18 protein-coding genes are annotated in these 19,795 nt (G+C 64.0%); 2 read left to right on the top strand and 16 right to left on the bottom strand.

Annotated elements, in window-relative coordinates; genetic code table 11:
* Window positions 1-63 precede the first annotated feature (63 nt).
* Complete coding sequence (locus ACMGGG_RS09380) at window positions 64-1,446, bottom strand: aspartate aminotransferase family protein (protein ID WP_414155337.1); 1,383 nt, start codon at window positions 1,444-1,446, stop codon at window positions 64-66.
* A 364-nt stretch (window positions 1,447-1,810) separates the two neighbouring features.
* Here ACMGGG_RS09380 and ACMGGG_RS09375 point away from each other — a divergent pair, with 364 nt between their 5' ends.
* The gene (locus ACMGGG_RS09375; RefSeq protein WP_063544576.1) at window positions 1,811-3,181 is read left to right on the top strand and encodes an APC family permease; all 1,371 of its coding nucleotides are present in this window, start codon (window positions 1,811-1,813) and stop codon (window positions 3,179-3,181) included.
* Window positions 3,182-3,239: 58 nt separating this feature from the next.
* Here the strand turns inward: ACMGGG_RS09375 and ACMGGG_RS09370 are convergent, their stop codons facing one another.
* The 11 genes from ACMGGG_RS09370 to ACMGGG_RS09320 all read right to left on the bottom strand — a co-directional run bounded on the left by ACMGGG_RS09370 (window position 3,240) and on the right by ACMGGG_RS09320 (window position 13,425).
* Window positions 3,240-4,043, bottom strand: coding sequence for a helix-turn-helix domain-containing protein (locus ACMGGG_RS09370; protein ID WP_112898045.1), 804 nt, complete (start codon window positions 4,041-4,043; stop codon window positions 3,240-3,242).
* A gap of 153 nt (window positions 4,044-4,196) precedes the next feature.
* On the bottom strand, window positions 4,197-4,817 hold the full coding sequence (locus ACMGGG_RS09365) for a hypothetical protein (RefSeq protein ID WP_063544570.1): 621 nt from the start codon (window positions 4,815-4,817) through the stop codon (window positions 4,197-4,199).
* Window positions 4,817-5,515: a hypothetical protein gene (locus ACMGGG_RS09360; RefSeq protein ID WP_153773923.1), complete on the bottom strand. Its 699-nt coding sequence runs from the start codon at window positions 5,513-5,515 to the stop codon at window positions 4,817-4,819. Before ACMGGG_RS09360 ends, ACMGGG_RS09365 begins: the two co-directional genes overlap by 1 nt.
* A 97-nt stretch (window positions 5,516-5,612) precedes the next feature.
* Window positions 5,613-6,374 carry a phosphate ABC transporter ATP-binding protein PstB gene (gene pstB, locus ACMGGG_RS09355; protein WP_054894178.1) on the bottom strand — a complete coding sequence of 254 codons (762 nt, stop codon included), beginning with the start codon at window positions 6,372-6,374 and terminating at the stop codon, window positions 5,613-5,615.
* Between the two features lie 74 nt (window positions 6,375-6,448).
* Complete coding sequence (pstA, locus tag ACMGGG_RS09350; RefSeq protein ID WP_054894155.1) at window positions 6,449-7,342, bottom strand: phosphate ABC transporter permease PstA; 894 nt, start codon at window positions 7,340-7,342, stop codon at window positions 6,449-6,451.
* Window positions 7,342-8,307 carry a phosphate ABC transporter permease subunit PstC gene (gene pstC / locus ACMGGG_RS09345; RefSeq protein ID WP_414155336.1) on the bottom strand — a complete coding sequence of 322 codons (966 nt, stop codon included), beginning with the start codon at window positions 8,305-8,307 and terminating at the stop codon, window positions 7,342-7,344. The genes pstA and pstC overlap by 1 nt, the downstream gene beginning before the upstream one ends.
* 71 nt (window positions 8,308-8,378) lie before the next feature.
* Window positions 8,379-9,407, bottom strand: coding sequence for a phosphate ABC transporter substrate-binding protein PstS (gene pstS, locus ACMGGG_RS09340; RefSeq protein ID WP_054894153.1), 1,029 nt, complete (start codon window positions 9,405-9,407; stop codon window positions 8,379-8,381).
* A gap of 179 nt (window positions 9,408-9,586) precedes the next feature.
* Entirely contained in the window at window positions 9,587-10,294 is a 708-nt protein-coding gene (locus ACMGGG_RS09335) for an anti-sigma factor domain-containing protein (protein WP_063544566.1), read from the bottom strand.
* Window positions 10,291-10,830 (bottom strand): sigma-70 family RNA polymerase sigma factor, encoded by a 540-nt coding sequence (locus ACMGGG_RS09330; protein ID WP_063544564.1) that lies wholly within the window; start codon window positions 10,828-10,830, stop codon window positions 10,291-10,293. Before ACMGGG_RS09330 ends, ACMGGG_RS09335 begins: the two co-directional genes overlap by 4 nt.
* A 100-nt stretch (window positions 10,831-10,930) precedes the next feature.
* Window positions 10,931-11,452 carry a DUF3455 domain-containing protein gene (locus ACMGGG_RS09325; RefSeq protein ID WP_414155335.1) on the bottom strand — a complete coding sequence of 174 codons (522 nt, stop codon included), beginning with the start codon at window positions 11,450-11,452 and terminating at the stop codon, window positions 10,931-10,933.
* Window positions 11,453-11,571: 119 nt separating this feature from the next.
* On the bottom strand, window positions 11,572-13,425 hold the full coding sequence (locus tag ACMGGG_RS09320; protein WP_151924480.1) for an ABC transporter ATP-binding protein: 1,854 nt from the start codon (window positions 13,423-13,425) through the stop codon (window positions 11,572-11,574).
* A gap of 298 nt (window positions 13,426-13,723) precedes the next feature.
* On the opposite strand from ACMGGG_RS09320, the gene mrdA reads away from it, so the two are divergent.
* A complete protein-coding gene (mrdA, locus tag ACMGGG_RS09315; protein WP_414155863.1) occupies window positions 13,724-15,619 on the top strand; it encodes a penicillin-binding protein 2 in 1,896 nt (631 codons plus the stop codon).
* A 39-nt stretch (window positions 15,620-15,658) separates the two neighbouring features.
* Here mrdA and ACMGGG_RS09310 read toward each other — a convergent pair whose 3' ends face one another.
* The 4 genes from ACMGGG_RS09310 to ACMGGG_RS09295 are packed head-to-tail and all read right to left on the bottom strand — an operon-like array spanning window position 15,659 to window position 19,793.
* Window positions 15,659-16,360: an NAD(P)H-dependent oxidoreductase gene (locus ACMGGG_RS09310; protein ID WP_063544558.1), complete on the bottom strand. Its 702-nt coding sequence runs from the start codon at window positions 16,358-16,360 to the stop codon at window positions 15,659-15,661.
* On the bottom strand, window positions 16,357-18,000 hold the full coding sequence (locus tag ACMGGG_RS09305) for an ABC transporter ATP-binding protein (RefSeq protein ID WP_372821030.1): 1,644 nt from the start codon (window positions 17,998-18,000) through the stop codon (window positions 16,357-16,359). Before ACMGGG_RS09305 ends, ACMGGG_RS09310 begins: the two co-directional genes overlap by 4 nt.
* 2 nt (window positions 18,001-18,002) lie before the next feature.
* The gene (locus ACMGGG_RS09300; protein ID WP_054894145.1) at window positions 18,003-18,830 is read right to left on the bottom strand and encodes an ABC transporter permease; all 828 of its coding nucleotides are present in this window, start codon (window positions 18,828-18,830) and stop codon (window positions 18,003-18,005) included.
* Between the two features lie 3 nt (window positions 18,831-18,833).
* Window positions 18,834-19,793, bottom strand: a complete 960-nt coding sequence (locus tag ACMGGG_RS09295; RefSeq protein WP_414155333.1) for an ABC transporter permease — start codon at window positions 19,791-19,793, stop codon at window positions 18,834-18,836.
* Between the last annotated feature and the right edge of the window lie 2 nt (window positions 19,794-19,795).

The raw sequence follows: 19,795 nt of genomic DNA, 5'->3' as shown, positions 1-19,795 counted from the left end.
AGTAGGTTGAATCGTGCACGTTGTGCTCCAGGAACCGTGGGTAGGAAAGGTAGCGCAGCCGCTTCAGAGCTTGCCCAGGGCCTGCGCGGTGCGGTCGACCGCTTTGCGGGTCTTCTCCACCAGCTCGTCCAGCTCGCTGTGGTTGGCCACCAGCGCAGGCGCCATGATCATCCGCCCCAAGGTCGAACGAATGATCACACCCTCTTCGAAGCCGAAGGTCCGGCACTGCCAGGCCAGCTCGTTCTCGTTGGCGTAGCGCTTGCGGCTGGCCTTGTCCTCGGCGAACTGCAGTGCCGCCACCAGCCCGGCGCCCTGTACCTGGCCAATCAGGGGATGATTGGCGAACACCTCGCGCACGATGCGCTGCAGGTAGGGCCCGGTGTCGTCTTTCACCTGGCGGACGATGCCTTCGTCACGCAGGGCCTTGAGGTTGGCAATCGCCACCGCAGCGGCCACCGGGTGCCCGGAATAGGTCAGGCCGTGAGCGAATACGCCGCCGCGCTCGACCAGTGCTTCGGCGATGCGCTTGCTCAGCACCAGCCCGCCCATCGGCACGTAGCCCGAGGTGAGGCCCTTGGCGATCGACAGGGTGTCGGGCTCGAAACCGAAGTATTCATGGGCGAACCATTCGCCGGTACGACCGAACCCGCCAATCACCTCGTCGGCGCACAGCAGCACATCGTACTGGCGGCAGATGCGCTGGATTTCCGGCCAGTAGCTTTCTGGCGGGAAGATCATGCCGCCGGCGCCCTGGAACGGCTCGGCGATGAAGCCGGCGACGTTCTCGGCCCCAAGCTCAAGGATTTTTTCTTCCAGCTGCAAGGCGCAGCGGCGACCGAACTCGGCCGGACTCAGCTCGCCACCGGCGGCATACCAGTAGGGCTCATCGATGTGCGCCACATCCGGAATCAGCCCGCCCATCTCGTGCATGAACTTCATTCCGCCCAGCGCCGTGGCCGCCAGGGTCGAGCCGTGGTAGCCGTTCCAACGGCCGATCATGACCTTCTTGTTCGGCCGGCCAAGCACCTGCCAGTAGCGGCGCACGGTACGGATCAGCACCTCGTTGGCCTCGGAGCCGGAGTTGGTGTAGATCGCGTGGCTGTAGTGCCCCGGCAGCAAGCTGAACAGCAGCTCGGACAACTCGATCACCGCCGGGTGAGTGGTGTGGAAGAACATGTTGTAGTAGGCCAGCTGGTCCATCTGCGCCGCCGCGGCCGCGGTCAGGTCCTTGCGCCCGTAGCCGAGCTGGGTGCACCACAGGCCCGACATACCGTCCAGGTAGCGCTTGCCGTCGCTGTCCCACAGATGCAGCCGCTCACCGCCGACGATTACCCGGGGGCCTTCGGCGTTGAGCACCTTCTGGTCGAGGAAGGCATGGATATGGTGTGCAGCATCGGCGGCCTGGTAGTCACGGGTCTGGCGTTGGGGTACGAAAGGCGCGTTCATGGGCGGTTTTCCTTGTTGGTATGGAGACGCCACTGAAGCTTGCAGCAGCCAGCAACCGTGTGAAATCACCCGTTGGGGTGAGGTCTCCAGCCCCGTCACCGGCTCACCCCAACGGGTGATTTCGAAGGCGAATCGGCTATGGGAGCATGCGCCAAGGCCCCCAGATACGGCCTTACCTTTCGTGCCAGGTCAATAAAGAGAACAACGCCATGAACGCACGCTTCATCACCTCACGTCGCACCCGCTCCCGCCCTCGAGATAGCCACAGCGCCTGAACGAAGGTCCGCCTTCAGCCCAATCGCCCTCTCCCTCGACAGTATCGAGCTCGCTCGCATACTGCGGCGTCCTGCACCCGGAGTCAGCCATGCATACAACAACCACAACCGCTGCGCATTCCACGGCACATTCGAGCGCTGCCAGTACCCGCTTTCGCAAATCCATGGGCATGACCGCCCTGGTGCTCTTCGGCCTCGCCTACATGGTGCCGCTGGCAGTGTTCTCCGCCTACGGACTGGTTGCCCAGATCACCAAGGGCCACCTGCCAACCGCCTACCTGCTGACCCTGGGCGCCATGCTCTTCACCGCCTACAGCTACGGCCGCATGGTCCAGGCGCATCCCTACTCGGGCTCGGTCTATACCTACACGCGCAAAGCCTTCGGCGCCCACGCAGGGTTCATGGCGGGGTGGACGCTGCTGCTCGACTACATTTTCCTGCCACTGCTCAGCTACCTGCTGATCGGCATCTACATGTCGGAATACTTCCCGACGGTCCACGCCTGGGTGTGGGTACTGGGCGCCATCGGCGCGGTGACCTTCCTCAACCTGATCGGCATCGAGTCGGTGACCCGGGTCAACGGCATTCTGGTGGTCGCGCAACTGGTATTCATCGTGGTGTTCGTGGCCTTGTCCATCAACAGCCTGTCTACCCAAGTGCAGCCGATATCGCTGACCGCGCCCTTCTACCATGAAGGTTTCAGCGCCTCGGCGATCATGGCCGGCGCTGCCGTGCTGTGCCTGTCGTTCGTGGGCTTCGACGCAGTCTCGACCATGGCCGAGGAAACCAGCGACCCGACCCGGCGCATCCCGCGGGCAATCATGGCGGTGTCGCTGATCGGCGGCCTGCTGTTTCTGGTGGTGTCCTACTTCGCGCAACTGGTGCACCCGGACTGGAGCAGCTTCGCCAACCCGGACTCCGCCCCGGTAGAGGTGATGAACAGCGCAGGCGGGCGCCTGCTGGCCAGCGCCTTTACCGCCACCTATGTGGCAGGCTGCTTCGCCTCGGCAATGGCCTCCCAGGCCAGTGTGTCGCGGGTGCTGTTCGCCATGGGCCGTGACGGCGCCCTGCCCCGTGCCTTCGGCCAACTGGTGACGAAAAAACGCGTCCCGGCCTTCGCAATCCTGGTGGTTGGCCTGGTCTCGCTGAGTGCGCTGTTCATCAGCCTGGACACCGTCGCCAACATGATCAGCTTCGGCGCGCTGTTCGCCTTCTCGGCGGTCAACCTGGCGGTGGTCAAGCACTACCTGGCCGACCAGAAACTGCGCGGTACGGCAAACTGCATGCGTTACGGCCTGATCCCGGGGTTGGGTTTTCTCAGCACGCTGTGGCTGTGGACCAGCCTGTCGAGCATGTCCTTCACCATCGGCCTGTGCTGGATGGCGCTGGGCCTGGTGTTGCTGATCGGCCTTACTCGCGCGTTCCGGGTGAAGCTGCCTGAGTTGCAGATGGCCGATTGACCAGCGTCAGGCTGACCTTGAATGACAACGCCGACGATGACTCGTCGGCGTTTTCGCGTCAGCGCGGCTTGCTCATGTAGCTTTCCAGCGGATCACGCTCCAGCACCCCATGGGCATTGGCCAGCGCATCGATGAACAGGGAAAACAGCTCGGACTGCGTACCAATGTCGAGCTTGGCGTAGACATGCTTGCGGTGGGACTTGATGGTGTCTTCGGAAACCTTGAGACGCTCGGCCAGCGACTTCGTCGAATGCCCGCGCAGGATGAGCTGGGCAATCCGGCACTCGCGCTCGGTCAGCAAGGACGAACCGAAATTGCTCAAGGCTGCATGTACACGCTGCTCCCAGACCTTCTCCTCGCGCCCGCCACGGCCCTGGTACCCCTCGAAATGCTTGGTCAGCACCGCCAGCACCCACGGGCTGATGCACTTGAAACGTGACTTTGCCGCCTCGTCGAGCTCGTCGGTGAAGGCCAACGACACCGCCAGGCTCAGGCTCTCGTCCAGCTGCAGGAGGTAGTTGATCTCGTCCTCCAGGTGCGAGTGCCGGTAGAACGCCAGGTAGTACTCGCTGAGCTTGAAGTGATCAGGTGCAACATCGGCCAGCGTATAGCAGCCTGAGTCGGACCTTTCCATGCACTGGTCGTAGAACGGATCGAGCAGGTAGAAACCGGACAGGTATCGCCGTACGTTGCCTTCCGGCCGCCATGGGCCAGGCCCATCGCATTCCGACCAGGCCGATGGCAAGCCCTCGCGCGGGTAGAGGTAGACCGTGCTGGCCTTGACCGGGCCGACCAAGGCCAGCGCGTCGAACAGCGCCGTGGCGAAACCCTGGGCGCCGATGGCGGCGGTGACTTTCGCCATCGCCTCGAACCATGGGACTGATGAGAGCTGATCGATTTGCACGTCTGTAACCCCTGGAATTCCGCTGGTCGGATGGTGCCATGGGCTTGTGCGTCGGGGAATCACCCGTTGGGGTGAGCGGGTCGGGATCGCCGGCCAGACGCTGGCGCACTGTCAGGACAACAGTGCCTCGGAGGATGACTGGACTGGCACCTGGTGCCTGAGCGGCTGCTGCCAGGCCAGCTTTGCCTGGACATCGACGGCAGCGTCCATGACCTTCTGCGCCCAGTGCTTATCCTTGGGGCAGACTACGACAACGCGAAAACCATGGTCGTCGCCTTCGATGCGCACGCCTTCGGAATCATCGACATGCAGGTCGATATCGAATGCCGGCGGGAATTTCGAGGGAGGGTTTTCAAGACCGTTGACGTTCAGCACATGCTGGTGCCGGTCGCTGTTGACAACGCCATCGACGCGGATGCCGTAGAGCAACAGCCACCGACGGATGTAGGAAGGTGTGCGGCCGGACGAGGTATAGATCCAGACGCTATAGCCCTGGCGACGCAGATCGCGAATCAACGCGCGGGTGCCGATGCGCAGCGGCTCGCCCAGCCAACGGTGAACGAAGCCCGGCAGCTTGCTGTGCTCTTCGGGGCTGTGGTGCGGCAGGCAAGCCAGCGTGTCGTCGATGTCGAACGAGATACGTACCCGCGGGCGCCTGAAGGCCCGGGTAACGCCCTGCCAGGCCTGGCGGCTGCCGGCGCGCCATTGCTTGAGCATCGGGTAGCGACCCATCAGCGAACCTCCCGGCAGGCAGGCGTTGCGGCCTCGCCCAGGAAGAATTTTTCCGGATCGGGCGACTGCGCTTCCAGGAACGCCGCATACTTTTTCTTGATCTTGGGCAATTCGTACAAGGCCTTTACACCATGCTTGGCAGAGTTGCGTATGACCGAGGACGGGTTGAAATAGCCCTCGGCGTTGTCCAGCGTCAGCACGAACGGCGGTAGCCCTGCGCGCATCAGCAGATAACTGACGATGAGCGACCCCGTGCGGTTGTTGCCTTCAATGAACAGCTGCGGCTTGCTCAGGATGCGAACATACACGCCTGCTGCGCGTTTCCACACCGAATCGCTGCCATACGAGCAATACCAGTTGTACAGGTCCTTGATGCCGCCTTCGACGTTGTTGAAGAAGTGTTCTTCGGTGGCGATCAGGTGCTGGGCGAACTCCACTCGACGTTCAGGATCGCTACCACACAGCACCGTGGCGTTGATCTCCAGCATCAGGTTCAACTGCTGCAAGTCGAACAGGTCGATACCCCGCGCGACATAGTCGTCAATCAGGGCATAGCCTTCAAGCACATTTTGCAGCACCTCATCGGTGAACGGGTCACGCGGTTCGGTAAAGTGCTTGCTGAGCTCGGTGAAACGCCGCTGCACATCCCGCAGTGCACGTTCTACCGCTGACAGGTCAAGACGACGCGTCGCACGCATAAGTAATCTCTGGAAACACTAAAAAAGTAAAAGCGGTCGGACTGTCGCAGCGGCCATCCTGGCCTGCGACATCCAACCGCTTCGGTCGAGTGAACGATCAGCTGAACTTGCCGCTGATGTAGTCACTGGTCAGTTGTTCGCGCGGGTTCTGGAAGATCTGGGTGGTTGGACCCATCTCGACCAGGTAGCCGGTGCGCGAGCCTTGCGAGATGTCCACCGAGAAGAACGCGGTGGTGTCGGCAACACGGATCGCCTGCTGCATGTTGTGGGTCACCAAGGCGATGGTGTAGTCCTTCTTGAGCTCCACCATCAGCTCTTCGACGCGCCGGGTCGCGATCGGGTCGAGTGCCGAGCAGGGTTCGTCAAGCAGCAGCACTTCCGGCTCTGTGGCAATGGCACGGGCGATGCACAGGCGCTGCTGCTGCCCGCCGGACAGCGACAGGCCGCTGACCTTGAGCTTGTCCTTCACTTCGTCCCACAGCGCTGCACCTTGCAGGGCATGCTTGACGCGGTCGCCCAGGTCGCCCTTGTAACGGTTCAGGCGGAGGCCGAATGCGACGTTGTCGAAGATGCTCATCGAGAACGGGTTCGGTTGCTGGAACACCATGCCGATGTAGCGGCGCACCACCACCGGGTCCACACCCTTGCCATAGACATCCTGGCCGAGGAAGTGCACGTGGCCTTCGAAACGGAACCCCTTCACCAGGTCGTTCATGCGGTTGAGGCTACGCAGCACGGTACTCTTGCCGCAGCCGGACGGGCCGATGAAACCGGTGATCTTGTTCTTTTCGATCGGTACATGGCTGTCGCGGACCGCCATGAAGTTGCCGTAGAAAATCTTGTCCAGTTTGCAGTCCATGACCACTGGTGCCTGGTTGACCAACGGAGCGGCTCTTTGCGCAGTCGATACGTTCAAGTTGGATGCTCCCGTTCTCAATACTTAGGCTTGCCGAAAACACGGCTGAGAATATTCACGACCAGCACGATCATCACCAGTACCAGCGAGGCCGCCCAGGCGAGCTCCAGCTGGTTGTCGAAAGGCATGCCGGAGAAGTTGTAGATCAGTACCGCCAGCGAGGCCGTGGGGTTCATCACCGCCAGGCTGCCATCGTGGTAGATCCAGTAGTTGCTGAACAATGCGGTGAACAGCAGCGGCGCGGTTTCGCCTGCGGCGCGGGCCACGGCGAGCATGACGCCCGTAAGGATGGCCGGCATGCCGGTCGGCAGGATGATCTTCCAGATCACCTGGGCGCGGGTACAGCCCATGCCGTAGGCGGCGTCCTTCATGATCTTGGGCACCATCTTCATCGCCTCTTCGGCGGTCAGCACGACGATCGGCAGCATCAGTACCGCCAGCGCCACACCACCGGCCGGTGCGGAATACGTGCCGGTGGTCATGACCACCAGGGCATAGGCGAACACGCCAGCCAGGATCGACGGCAGGCCGGTCAGCATCTTGGCGGCAAAGCGCGACGCATTGGCAAGCTTGCTGTCCGGACCGAGCTCGGCGAGGAAGATCGCCGCCAGGATGCCGACCGGCACCGCGATGGCAGCGGCGATACCGACCATGACGAAGGTACCGGCCATGGCGTTGCCGAAACCACCGCCCATCTCGAAGCCGGTGGGCGGCAGCTCGGTGAACACCTCCAGGCTCAGGCGTGCACCGCCGCGGGTGATCAGCATGTAGAGCACGGAAATCAGCGGCACGCTGGCCAGCAGGGCCACGCACCAGACCATCGTGGTCAGGGTCAGGCTGCGCAGGGCGCGGCCCTCGAACCGGCGCTGCAGGCTGGGCAATGCAGTTGCAGGGGTCGTGAGGTCGGTCATTATTTATTACCCCGCTGGGCGTAGAGCATGATCAGCGATCCGATGACGTTCACCAGCAGGGTGATGAACATCAGTACCAGCGCCGCGTACATCAGCACCTCGACCTCGTTCGGCCCGGCTTCAGGGAAGTTCAGGGCCAGCAAGGCCGCCAGCGTGTTGGCCGGGGCGAACAGGGAAAGCGTGATGGTGTTGGCGTTGCCCACCAGCATGGCCAGCGCCATGGTCTCGCCAAGGGCACGGCCCAGGCCGAGCACCAGGGAGCCGAAGATGCCAGTGGCGGCAGACGGCACCATCACCTTGAGGATGGCTTCCCAGTGGGTGGTGCCCATGCCGTAGGCTGCCTGCTTGGTCTTCATCGGCACGCTGGTCAGCGCATCCTGGGACACGGCGGCCACGGTGGGCAGAATCATGATGGCGAGCACCAGTGCTGCTGGCAGCAACCCGGGCCCACTCAAGGAGGAACCGAAGAACGGAATCCAGCCCAGTTCGCTGTTCAACCATGCGGTCAGCGGACGGATCGCCGGGATCACCACATAGATGCCCCACAGGCCGTAGACGACGCTGGGGATGGCGGCGAGCAGCTCGACGATGGTGCGAAACACCGCAGCGAGTTTTGCGGGCAGGAAATCCTGGGTGAGGAAAATCGCCATGCTGATACCGAAGAAACCGGCGATCAGCAATGCAATCAGGGCGCTGTAGAGCGTGCCCCAGATCGCCGGCAGAATGCCGTATTTGCCTTGGTTAACGTCCCACACGCTGCCGAAGAGCACATCGAATCCGTGCTTTTCCATACCCGGCAGCGCCTTGCGCCCTACTTCGTAGACCAGCGCAAAGACCAGTGCCAGCACCAGCACCACGCCGATACGTGCAAGTACACGGAACGTACGGTCGACCAGGAAATCCTTGGTTGACGGCGGCTGGCATGCAGAGTCGGGGTTATCCGGAATGGCAAAAGGTGTGTTCATGGATTATTTCCGGGACAGGGGCAGAGGCGCCCGGCATGCCTGCAAGGCAGGCCGGGCGCAACCTGGCAGTCTTACTGGATGTTCTGGGCCGCTTTGCGCACCTGGTCGACAACCGACTGCGGCAGCGGGATGTAGCCCATCGAGTCGGCGATCTTCTGACCTTCGGTCAGGCTGTACTCGATCATGTCGCGCATGGCCTTGGCCTTGGCGGGGTTACCGTTGTCCTTGCGGAAGATCATCCAGGTGTACGAGGTGATCGGGTAGGACTTGGCACCGTCCGGGTCAGGCAGCCAGGCCACCAGGTTTTCCGGCATCTTCACTGCTGCCAGTGCTTCGGCACCGCTTTCGGCGTTCGGTACGACATACTGGCCGGCCTTGTTCTGCAGGGCAGCGAAGTCGACCTTGGCCAGCTTGGCGAAGCCGTATTCGATGTAGCCGATGGCGCCCGGAGTCTGGCGTACGGTGGCGGTCACGCCGTCGTTCTTCGGCGACTTGATGAACTTGTCGGTCGCCGGCCAGTTCACGGTGTTGCCCTCGCCCAGCGCTTCCTTGAAGCCAGGGTTGATAGCCGACAGGTGCTTGGTGAAGACGGCGGTGGTACCGCTGGAATCTGCACGCACGACCACGGTGATCGGGGTGGCAGGCAGCTTCAGCTCAGGGTTGGCAGCGGCGATCTTCGGATCGTTCCACTGGGTGATCTTGCCCAGGAAGATGTCGGAGTAGACGTCGCGCGGCAGCTTCAGGCCCTTGGGGTTGCCTGGCAGGTTGTAGGCCAGGACGATCTCGCCCGCAGTCATCGGCAGCAGTTGAACGCCCTCGCCGACCTTGGCAATTTCTTCGTCTTTCATGGCCGAGTCGCTGGCGGCGAAGTCGACGGTCTTGTTCAGGAAGTCCTGGACACCGGCACCACTCCCCTTGGACTGGTAATCGACGGTGACCCCATCGGTCTTCTTGCTGAAATCCTTGAACCAGGTCAGGTAGATCGGTGCAGGGAAGCTCGCGCCGGAACCGGTCAGGCGGACGTTTTCTGCGGCGAAGGCCGAAGTGGCGCTAAGCGAGACGGCAACGGCGAGTGCAGCAGACTTCATCAGGCGTATCATGGAAAAGCGCTCCGTGTGATGGCCGGAACACTTTGCAGCAGCTGTATTACAACTTTGTGACCATTGGGTGGCAAACCACCTGCTCAGCCCCCATGAATCGGGCCGACAAGGCAATTTGATGCCATTTCGTAGTAACTAAATGTGACTAGTACCCAGCGGCAGTCACCAGCAACTGAAAATCAAATGACCTTCACCGAACGCCCGATGAACTTCACAGGGCCAGTCGGCCGGCCCGTGGGTGAGCCGCCCGCCTTCTCCAGCGTCAGTTCGAACAACTGATTGGGTTCAAGAGGCGGCAGGTCGCGCAGCGGAACGCGATACTGCTCGCCAGGCTTGACCAAGCCCAGGGAGACTGGCGCCTGCCATTGCTCACCCTTGGTCCAGAATTGCAGGGTCATCCCTTCGGGCACCTGATCCCGACCCAGCGGGACCAACGCGATGGTCTGCGCATCGCTGGCCTGCACGACCCAGCCGGGCACCTGATCGGTCGGCGCTACCAGCACCACCAGGTAATGGGTCGTCGCAGGACGGGTGGTCAGCAGGGCCAGGCTCAGCAGCACCGTCGCCGCCAGACCGGCGACGCTCACGCCTTGCCATAGGGCCAGACGACTCCACCATCGGTTTGTCGGACGCACCTGGCGGGCCTGCTCCGAAATACTGCGGTCGATCCGTCGCCACAGACGCGTGCTTGGCTTTTGCGGCTCGGCCAGCGTGGTCAACTCGAGCAGGCGCGCTTCCCAACGGTCGACAGCCGCCCGCAAGTCCGGCTCGCGGTCCAGTCGCGCAAGCACCGCAGCGCGCTGTTCGGCAGACAACGTCCCCAACACATACTCCCCCGCCAGCACGTCGAGCAGTTGCTTAGGGTCATCGGTTGAACCCGGCGTCATGTCATGCACTCCCGCAGCGCCTCGAGGCTTCGCTTGATCCACGCCTTGACCGTCCCCAGCGGCGCCCCCATCAGGCTGGCGATTTCCGCGTGGCTGCAGCCGTCTACATAGGCATGCAGGACACACCGCTGCGGTGCAGGCTGCAGTTGCTCAAGGCAGCGATAGATCTTCGCGGAGCCTGACCAGATGGCGCCCTCGTCGAATTCCCCAACCAAGGTCGCGATGTCCGCGTCGTCCAACGCCGTCTCCGGTCGGCTGTCGCGCACGGCATTCAAGGCCAGGTGGCGGTTGATGCTGTAGATCCAGCCCCGGGCCGAACCTCGCGTCGCATCGAAGCTGGTCGCCCGCGTCCAGATGCGAATGAACGCGTCGTGGACGATATCCTCGGCCATGGCATCATCGCGCACGATGCGCCGCACCACCCCGAGCAAACGCGAACCTTCATGGTCGTAGAGCGCCTGCAAGGCGCTGCGGTCACCCCGCGCGCAAGCGGCAAGGCAACCCTGGAAATCGAAAGGCGTAACGGATGAATTCACTCTCGGCACGGTCCTGTGTCGGCGCTGACACCCGGCCTTGCGGCCGGGGCTCGTAGAGCAGCGTAGATGATCCATTGCCAAGCGTGGGTTCAACCACGCGTCATTTTGCAGACCAGAAGATGTAGTCGGCCTGGTACTTGACGATCTGCTGCGCCCCCTTGTTCTGCGCTGTACAGGCCATTGCCGGCGCCACACCGCCCTGGGTGGCGAGGCGCTGGATGTAGCTGACCCCGTGCATTGCCCCTTTACCCTCGGCCGGATTCGCCTTGACCAGTTGATACGGCAGATCGCCTTTGCCCGCAGGGGCTACGGCAAGCTGGGTGCCGGTGACTTTCGAGCCGTCCTTGGCCTGCCAGGTGGCGGGCGGGCCAAAGTAGTCGCCGACAGCCTTGCCACTGCGGTCGCTGAGGGTCGCCTTGGGACCGACGAAGAACCACTCGGTCTCGCCCGGCGCATTGCTTTTGTCCCGGCACTCGTAGGTGATTTCACCGACGCCGACGGTTTCGAGCATGACCGTGTGCCCTGCGGGCACCTTGATGGCATCGGGCACCGCAGCATGGGCAGCCTGTTGCGCGAGCGTGAAGCTCGATACGAGCAGGATCGAGGCAAACGGGATTTTCATGGGATGGACTCCTGGTGGGCACTCGGTTGGACAGTCGATGACTGTTGTCTTCCTGTACCCGCCAGCAGCCGTTGTGGATGCAGGCGAGGCGTTCCTGGCGACGAACGGTCGCAGGACGCCTATTCGGTGGACTCCACCACGCCCTGATCCTCGCCCAGGAACCCACCGCTCTGATGCTGCCACAACCGCGCATAGGTGCCGTTTCTGGCCAGCAGTTCAGCGTGGGTGCCCTGCTCGATGATGCGCCCTTCATCCATCACGATGAGCCTGTCCATGGCCGCGATGGTGGACAGCCGGTGAGCGATGGCGATCACCGTCTTGCCCTGCATCATGTCATCGAGGCTTTCCTGGATGGCGACCTCGACCTCCGAGTCCAACGCACTGGTGGCCTCGTCGAGCAGCAGGATCGGGGCATTCTTGAGCATCACCCGCGCAATCGCGATGCGCTGGCGCTGGCCACCGGACAGCTTGATGCCACGCTCGCCGACCAAGGTGTCGTAGCCGGTGTGCCCTTGGCGGTCGCTCAACTGGCTGATGAAGCCATCGGCCTGGGCACTGGCGGCAGCACGACGGATCTGCGCCTCGCTCGCCTCGGGGCGACCGTAGGCGATGTTGTCGCGAATCGAACGGTGCAACAGGGAGGTGTCCTGGGTGACCATGCCGATCGCGCTACGCAGGCTGTCCTGGGTGACCTGGGCAATGTTCTGCCCATCGATGCGGATCTCGCCGCTGTCCACGTCATAGAAACGCAGCAGCAGGTTGATCAGCGTCGACTTGCCCGCACCGGAGCGGCCGACCAGGCCGATCTTCTCGCCGGGGCGGATCTCAAGGCTCAGGCCATCGAGCACCTGGCGCTCGCCGTTATAGTTGAACCGCACATTATCGAAGCTCACCGCCCCGCCGTGGGTCACCAGCTCTCCCGCGTTCGGCACATCCTGGACCTTGGGGCCGGTGGTCAGGGTCACCATGCCGTCCTGCACGGTGCCGATGTTCTCGAACAGCGAGGTCATCTGCCACATGATCCAGTGCGACATGCCATTGACGCGCAGTGCCATGGCAGTGATCGCCGCCACTGCGCCGGCGCCCACTTCGCCCTGGTGCCACAGCCACAAGGCGTAACCTCCCGCGCCCATGATCAGGCCGACCACCAGCGCCTGGTTGGCGATCTCGAACAGGCTGACCAGGCGCATCTGGCGAAAGCCGGTCTGCTTGAAATCTTCCATCGCCGCACGGGCGAAGTGTGCCTCGCGCCGGGAGTGGGAAAACAGTTTCACCGTGGTGATGTTGGTGTAGGCATCCGAAACCCGCCCTGTCATCGACGAGCGGGCATGGGCCTGTTCCTGGCCGACCTTTCCCAGGCGCGGGACGAAATACACCATGGTCAGGCCGAACAGCACCACCCAGGCAATGAACGGCAACATCAGCTTGAGCGCGAAGCCGCCAGCCAGGGCAATGATCGCCACGAAGTACACGCCGATACCCGGCAGGATCTCGATCAGGGTGAACAGCACCTCACGCACCGCCAGCGCCGTCTGCATCACCTTGGTGGTGACCCGGCCAGAGAACTCGTCGGAGAAGAACGACAAGCTCTGGCGCAGCATCAGGCGATGGAAATCCCAACGCAGGCGCAGCGGCAGGTTGATCGCTAGCACCTGATGCTGCACCAGCGTGCGCCCCGCCACCAGGGCGATACTGACCAGCAGCACGGCCCCCGCGCCCCACAGCACCCTCGCTTCCTCGGCGGTCACCGCATCGCCCACTTTCCAGGTCGAAAGCAGGTCCACCACCTGGCCGAGGAAGGCGAACAGCCAGGCCTCGTAGATCGACACTGCCGCGCTGAGCAGCGCCAGCGCCACGATATAGCCCCGGGCGCCGCGCGTGCAGGCCCACATGAACCGTGCCAGGCCCATGGGCGGTGGTGGGGCTTCGTCGGGTGGGAAGGGGTCTAGCCAACGCTCGAATATGCGCAGCATGGAAGTCTCCGAATAAGCCAAACAAGGGATTGTGCCAGTTCATGACGCCAGGTGGCGGAAATTGACATCGACAGCGGTGCGCAGCCGGCGACCAGGCGCCAGCGGTCAGATGAAGGAATTTTCATTTTCCACGCCAGCGCGCTGCTACCGGGGTGAGCGGCACGTCACGCTGCTCGCTGGCCATGACCGACCTTGAGCCGACCGCCGAGCTTGCGTAGCATCCCCGGCCCTTGGGGCCGCAGACGGCCCACTGCGGGCCAGCCCTCGCCTTCACTCGTCATCACTTCACCGAGCCCCCATGCCACAGCCGATTCCCCTCAAGGACCACGAAAAGGAAAAGCAGCTGGTCAACCGCCGGCTGCTGGTCTGCGCCGCGCTGACCCTGGGCCTGGTTGCCGTGCTGATCGGCAGGCTGTACGTCTTGCAGGTGCTGCAGCACGACCAGCAATCGGCGGTCTCGGAGAACAACCGCGTGCACGTGCTGCCCATCGCCCCCGAACGCGGGTTGATCTACGACCGTAACGGCGTGGTGCTGGCCGACAACAAGCCCAGCTTCAACCTCACCATGACCCGCGAGCGCACCAACGGCCAGACCCCCGCCGTGCTCGATGCCCTGGCCAAGATCCTGAACCTCTCCGACGACGACCGCGCCCAGTTCGACAAAGACCTGCGCCGTGGCCGCAAGCCGTTCGAACCAGTCACCCTGATGTTCGGCCTGAGCGAAGAGCAGATCGCGCTGATCGCGGTCAATCAGTTCCGCCTGCCCGGCCTGGACGTCGAGCCGCAGTTCATTCGCGAATACCCGCTGGCCGAACACTTCGCCCATTCGGTCGGCTACGTCGGACGGATCAACGAAAAGGAAGCCAAGACCCTCGACAGCACCGAGTACCGCGGCACCCAGTCGATCGGCAAGACAGGCGTCGAGCGCTTCTACGAAAACGAACTGCACGGCCATGTGGGGTATGAGGAAGTCGAGACCAATGCCCAGGGGCGGGTCATGCGCGTGCTGCGCCATCACGATCCGGTGCCGGGCAAGGATATCGTCCTGAGCCTGGACGCCAAACTGCAGCAGGCCGCCGAAAAGGCCCTGGGCGATCGCCGCGGCGCGGTGGTGGCGCTGGATCCAGCCACGGGCGACGTGCTGGCGATGGTCAGCAACCCCAGCTTCGACCCCAACCTGTTCGTCAAGGGCATCAGCTTCAAGCAATACGCCGCGCTGCGCGACTCGATCGACCGTCCGCTGTTCAACCGCGTGCTGCGCGGGCTGTATGCGCCAGGCTCGACGGTCAAGCCGGAAGTGGCCATCGCCGGCCTGGACAGCGGCGTGATCAACCCAGGTAGCCGCGTGTTCGACCCCGGCTACTACGAGCTACCCAACTACGACCACAAGTACCGCAACTGGAACCGCAGCGGCGATGGCTGGGTGGACATGTACACCGCCATCATGCGTTCCAACGACACCTACTTCTACGACCTGGCGCACAAGCTGGGCATCGACCGCCTGCACGACTACATGGCCGAGTTCGGCCTGGGCCAGAAGGTCTCGCTGGACATGTTCGAGGAAGCGCCCGGCCTGATGCCGTCTGCACAATGGAAACGCGCCACCCGCCGCCAGGCCTGGTTCCCCGGCGAAACCTTGATCCTCGGCATCGGCCAAGGCTACATGCAGGTCACCCCGCTGCAACTGGCGCAGGCCACCAGCCTGCTGGCCAGCAAGGGGGTGTGGCACCGTCCGCACCTGGCCATGACCGTGGGTGGCGAGCACCCGGTCGACCCGAACCCGATGCCCGACATCGTGCTGCATGACAAACGCGCCTGGGACCAGGTCAGCCAGGGCATGCAGATGGTCATGCACGACCCGCGTGGCATCGCCCGTGCGGCCGCCGCTGGCGCGCAGTACCGGATTGCCGGCAAGAGCGGCACCGCGCAAGTGGTGGCGATACGCCAGGGCGAGCGCTACAACCGCGACAAGACCCTGGAGCGGCACCGCGACAACGCCCTGTTCGTGGGTTTCGCCCCCGCCGAGCATCCCTCCATCGTGGTGGCGGTGATGATCGAGAACGGCGAGGCTGGCGGCCGGGTGGCCGGACCTGTGGTGCGCGAGATCATGGATGCCTGGTTGCTGGATGACCAAGGGCACCTGAAGGAGCAGTACGCCGGGAGCGCGGGCAAGGGCGCGGTACCGCACGGCTGATGCCAGGCTGCCCGCCTCCTGTGGACGCGGGTTCCCCCATCACCGCAACGGATACAGCGCCTCGTCGAACTGCTCCAGACGCGGGAACACCAGTGGCTGGTCATCCGAAAGCTGTTCCAGACGCTGACGATACTGCACCAGGAACTCACCCCGCGCCTCGTCGCTGATATAGGGCACGTGCCAGGCCACGAACGGCGCCAGCACCTCGAAACCGACATAGGCCAAGGTGCCGCGCAGGATCGGCCGCAGCATGTCTTCCAGCGGCCCGTGGATCGCCCCCTCGCCGAACATGTGCTCACGCCCGCCCAGGGTCACGGTCACCAGCGCCTTCTTGCCCGCCAGGCCACCCTGGTCGTAGAAGCGCTTGCCGCCATAGCACACCCCCGACACCAGCACCCGGTCGATCCAGCCCTTGAGCATGGCCGGGGCGGAGAACCAGAAGATCGGGAAGTTCAGTACCAGCAGATCGGCCCACAGCAGCTTGTCCAGTTCCTGCTGGATATCCGCGGCGATGGAGCCGCTCTTGACGCCCAGGCGCTGTTCCAGCGCATAGACCAGATACTCGGGGTTCTCACGGGTGCTGAAATCCTCGGCGCTGGCCACCGGATTCCAGCCCATGGCGTACAGGTCGCTGACCTGCACCTGGTGTCCCTGGGCCTTGAAAGTCTCCACCGCCTGGTCGCGCAGGGCGGCGGTGAAGGAATGCGGTTCAGGGTGGGCGTGGACGATCAGTACGTTCATGGAAGCTGTCCTTCGGCAATTGGCTGGGTAGTGGCAGCGGCGCGACCGGCCAGCAGGCGGTCGAGCCAGTCCGGGTCCATCTGCGGTTCGGAAGAGAACAGCAGCCCGGTGTAATCCTGATAAGGCGGAGTGAAGATCGACTCGCGCCGCCCCTGGTCCACCACCCTGCCCCGCTGCATCACCATCACCTCGTCGGCGATGGCGCGCACGGTGGCCACATCGTGGGTGATGAACAGGTAGGCCACGCCCAGCTGGCGCTGGATGCGGTCAAGCAGCTTGAGCACGCCTTCGGCCACCAGCTGATCGAGGGCCGAGGTCACCTCGTCGCAGATGATCAGTTGCGGCTCGGCGGCCAGGGCCCGGGCGATGCATACCCGCTGCTTTTGCCCGCCGGACAGTTCGCGGGGCTGGCGCTCCATGAACCTGGCAGGGTCCAGCTCGATCATCTCCAGCAGTTCGGCGACTCGCTCACGCAGCGCCCTGCCCTTGAGCCCCAGGTAGAACGCCAGTGGGCGACCGATGATGTCGACGATACGCTGGCGTGGATTGAGCGCGGTGTCGGGGATCTGGTAGATCATCTGGATGCGTCGCAACTGTTCCTTGCTGCGCCGCCGGTAGTCGGCCGGCAAGGCTTCACCGTCGTACAGCACCTGGCCGCTGCTCGGTTGCAGGAGCCCGGTAATCAGCCGCGCAGTGGTGCTCTTGCCGCTGCCGGACTCGCCAATCACCGCCAGCGTCTGGCCGCGCTGCAGCTTGAGCGACACATCGTGCAGCACCGGCTGGGCGCCGTAGCTGGCCGAGGCATTGCGCACCTCGAGCAGTGGCCGGGCCTGCGCCTGGCTGGGCTTGGGTTCGGTATGGAAGCTGCGCACCGCCCACAGCGAACGGGTGTAGTCCTGGCTCGGGGCGCCGAGCATGGTGCGGGTGGCAGCCTCCTCGACCAGGCTGCCGTGGCGCAGCACCATGATACGGTCGGCGATCTGCGCCACCAGGGCCAGGTCGTGGCTGATGTACAACGCTGCGCTGCCGAAGCGCTTGACCGCATCGCGAATGGCGGCGATCACCTCGATCTGGGTGGTCACGTCGAGCGCAGTGGTCGGCTCGTCGAACACGATCAAGTCCGGGTGGCAGGCCATGGCCATGGCGGTCATCACCCGCTGCAGTTGGCCACCAGACACCTGGTGCGGGTAGCGCCGGCCGATGTTCTCCGGGTCCGGCAGGCGCAGCACGCGGTACAGTTCGACCGCCTCGGCCTCGGCGGTGGCACGGTCGATTCCGCCGTTGATCACGGCGGTTTCCACATGCTGGTCGATCAACCGATGCGCCGGGTTGAACGACGCCGCAGCGCTCTGCGCCACGTAGGCCACCCGTAGGCCACGCAGCTTGCGCAGTACTTCGGGGGCCGCGCCGACCAGTTCCTGGCCGTCGAAGCACACCGAGCCACGAGCGATGCGGCAGCCGTCGCGCACGTACCCCATCGCAGCGAGGCCAAGGGTCGACTTGCCCGCCCCCGACTCACCGATCAAGCCCAGTACCTCGCCGCGCTGCAGGGTCAGGTCGATGCCCTTGACCAGCGGGTGCCAGGCGTCGTCGGAGTGACCTTCGATATGCAGGTCGCGGATTTGCAGTAGCGGTTTCATGCTCAGCACTCCTTCAGGCCGCTGGACTTGTGCAGCACCCAGTCGACGACGAAATTCACGCTGACGGTAATCAGCGCCACCGCCAGCGCCGGCAGCAGCGGGCTGACATCGCCGAAGGTGATCAGCACGGCGTTGTCGCGCACCATGCTGCCCCAATCGGCGGTGGGCGGCTGGATGCCCAGGCCGAGGAACGACAGTGCACTGATGAACAGGAAGACAAAGCAGAAGCGCAGGCCGAACTCGGCGATCAGCGGCGCTGCGGCATTGGGCAGCACCTCGCGGGTGACCAGCCACCACAACCCTTCCCCGCGCAGCCGCGCCGCCTCGACGAAGTCCTGCACCACCACGCTCATCGCCACCGCCCGCGACAGGCGGAACACCCGGGTGGCATCGAGCAGCGCGATCACCAGCACCAGCGAGGTGGTGGTGGTGCCGACCACGCTGAGAATCAGCAAGGCGAAGATCAGTTGCGGGATGGCCATGAGGATGTCCACCACCCGCGACATGCCCTGGTCGATCCAGCCACCGCGAATAGCCGCCACCAGCCCGCAGAAGCCGCCCAGGGCGAAGGCCAGCACGGTGGTCAGGAAGGCGATGCCAAGAGTATTGCGTGCGCCGTAGACCAGGCGGCTGAACATGTCGCGGCCCAGGTTGTCGGTGCCGAGCAGGAACTGACCGCCCCAGGGTGCGAAGCCCTCGCCGACCACTTCGGTTTCGCCGAACGGCGCCACCAGCGGCGCGAACAGCGCCACCAGCACATACAGCAGGATCACCAGCAGGCCGAACTTGGCGCTCAGCGGCGCACGGCGCAATTGCGTGTACAGGCTCATGGGCTACCCCTTCGGATGCATCAGGCGCGGGTTGCTGGCGATCGACAGCACATCGGCACTGGTGTTGAGCAGGATGTAGGTGGCGGCGAAGATCAGGCTGCAGGCCTGCACCACCGGGATGTCGCGCTTGGCCACCGAGTCGACCAGCAACTGGCCCAGGCCCGGATAGACGAACACCACCTCGACCACCACCACGCCAACCACCAGGTACGCCAGGTTCAGCGCCACCACGTTGACGATCGGCGCCAGGGCGTTGGGCAAGGCATGGCGGAAGATGATCCGCGCCTGGCCGATACCCTTGAGCCGGGCCATCTCGATGTAGGGGCTGGCGAGCAGGTTGATCAGCGAGGCGCGGGTCATGCGCATCATCTGCGCCACCACCACCAGGCTCAGGGTCAGCACCGGCAGCAGCGAGCGCTCCAGCACCTCGCCCAGGGAGGCATCCGGGGAGAGGTTGGAGATGCTTGGCAGCCAGCCCAGCTTCACCGCAAACACCAGGATCAGGATGTAGGCGACGAAGAACTCCGGGAACGACACCGCACTCAGGGCGCTGGTGTTGAGCAGCCGGTCGAACCAGCTGTTGCGGTACAGCGCCGCCAGCATGCCCAGCAGCAGCGCCAGTGGCACCGACACCAGGGCCGCCAGCAGCGCCAGGCTGAAGGTGTTGCCCAGGCGTGCGCCGATCAGCTCGGCGATCGGCCGCTGGTTGGCCAGCGACACGCCGAGATCGCCTTGCAGCAGTTGCCAGCCCCAGTGGAAGAAGCGCGTCAGCGCTGGCTGGTCCAGGCCCAGCTGGAGGCGCAGCGCAGCCACGGTTTCCGGGGTGGCGGCCTGACCGAGCATGGCCTGGGCCACGTCGCCCGGGAGCATGCCCACCGCCAGGAAGATGATCACCGACACCGCCAGCAGCGACAGCAGGCCCAGGGCCAGGCGCTGGGCGAGCAGTTTGCAGAGACTATTCACCG

Source organism: Pseudomonas sp. BNK-44-b, assembly GCF_047456245.1.
Lineage (GTDB): Bacteria > Pseudomonadota > Gammaproteobacteria > Pseudomonadales > Pseudomonadaceae > Aquipseudomonas > Aquipseudomonas machongensis.
The sequence above is the reverse complement of the archived record's forward strand: the minus strand, read 5'-3'. Positions and strand labels throughout refer to the sequence as shown.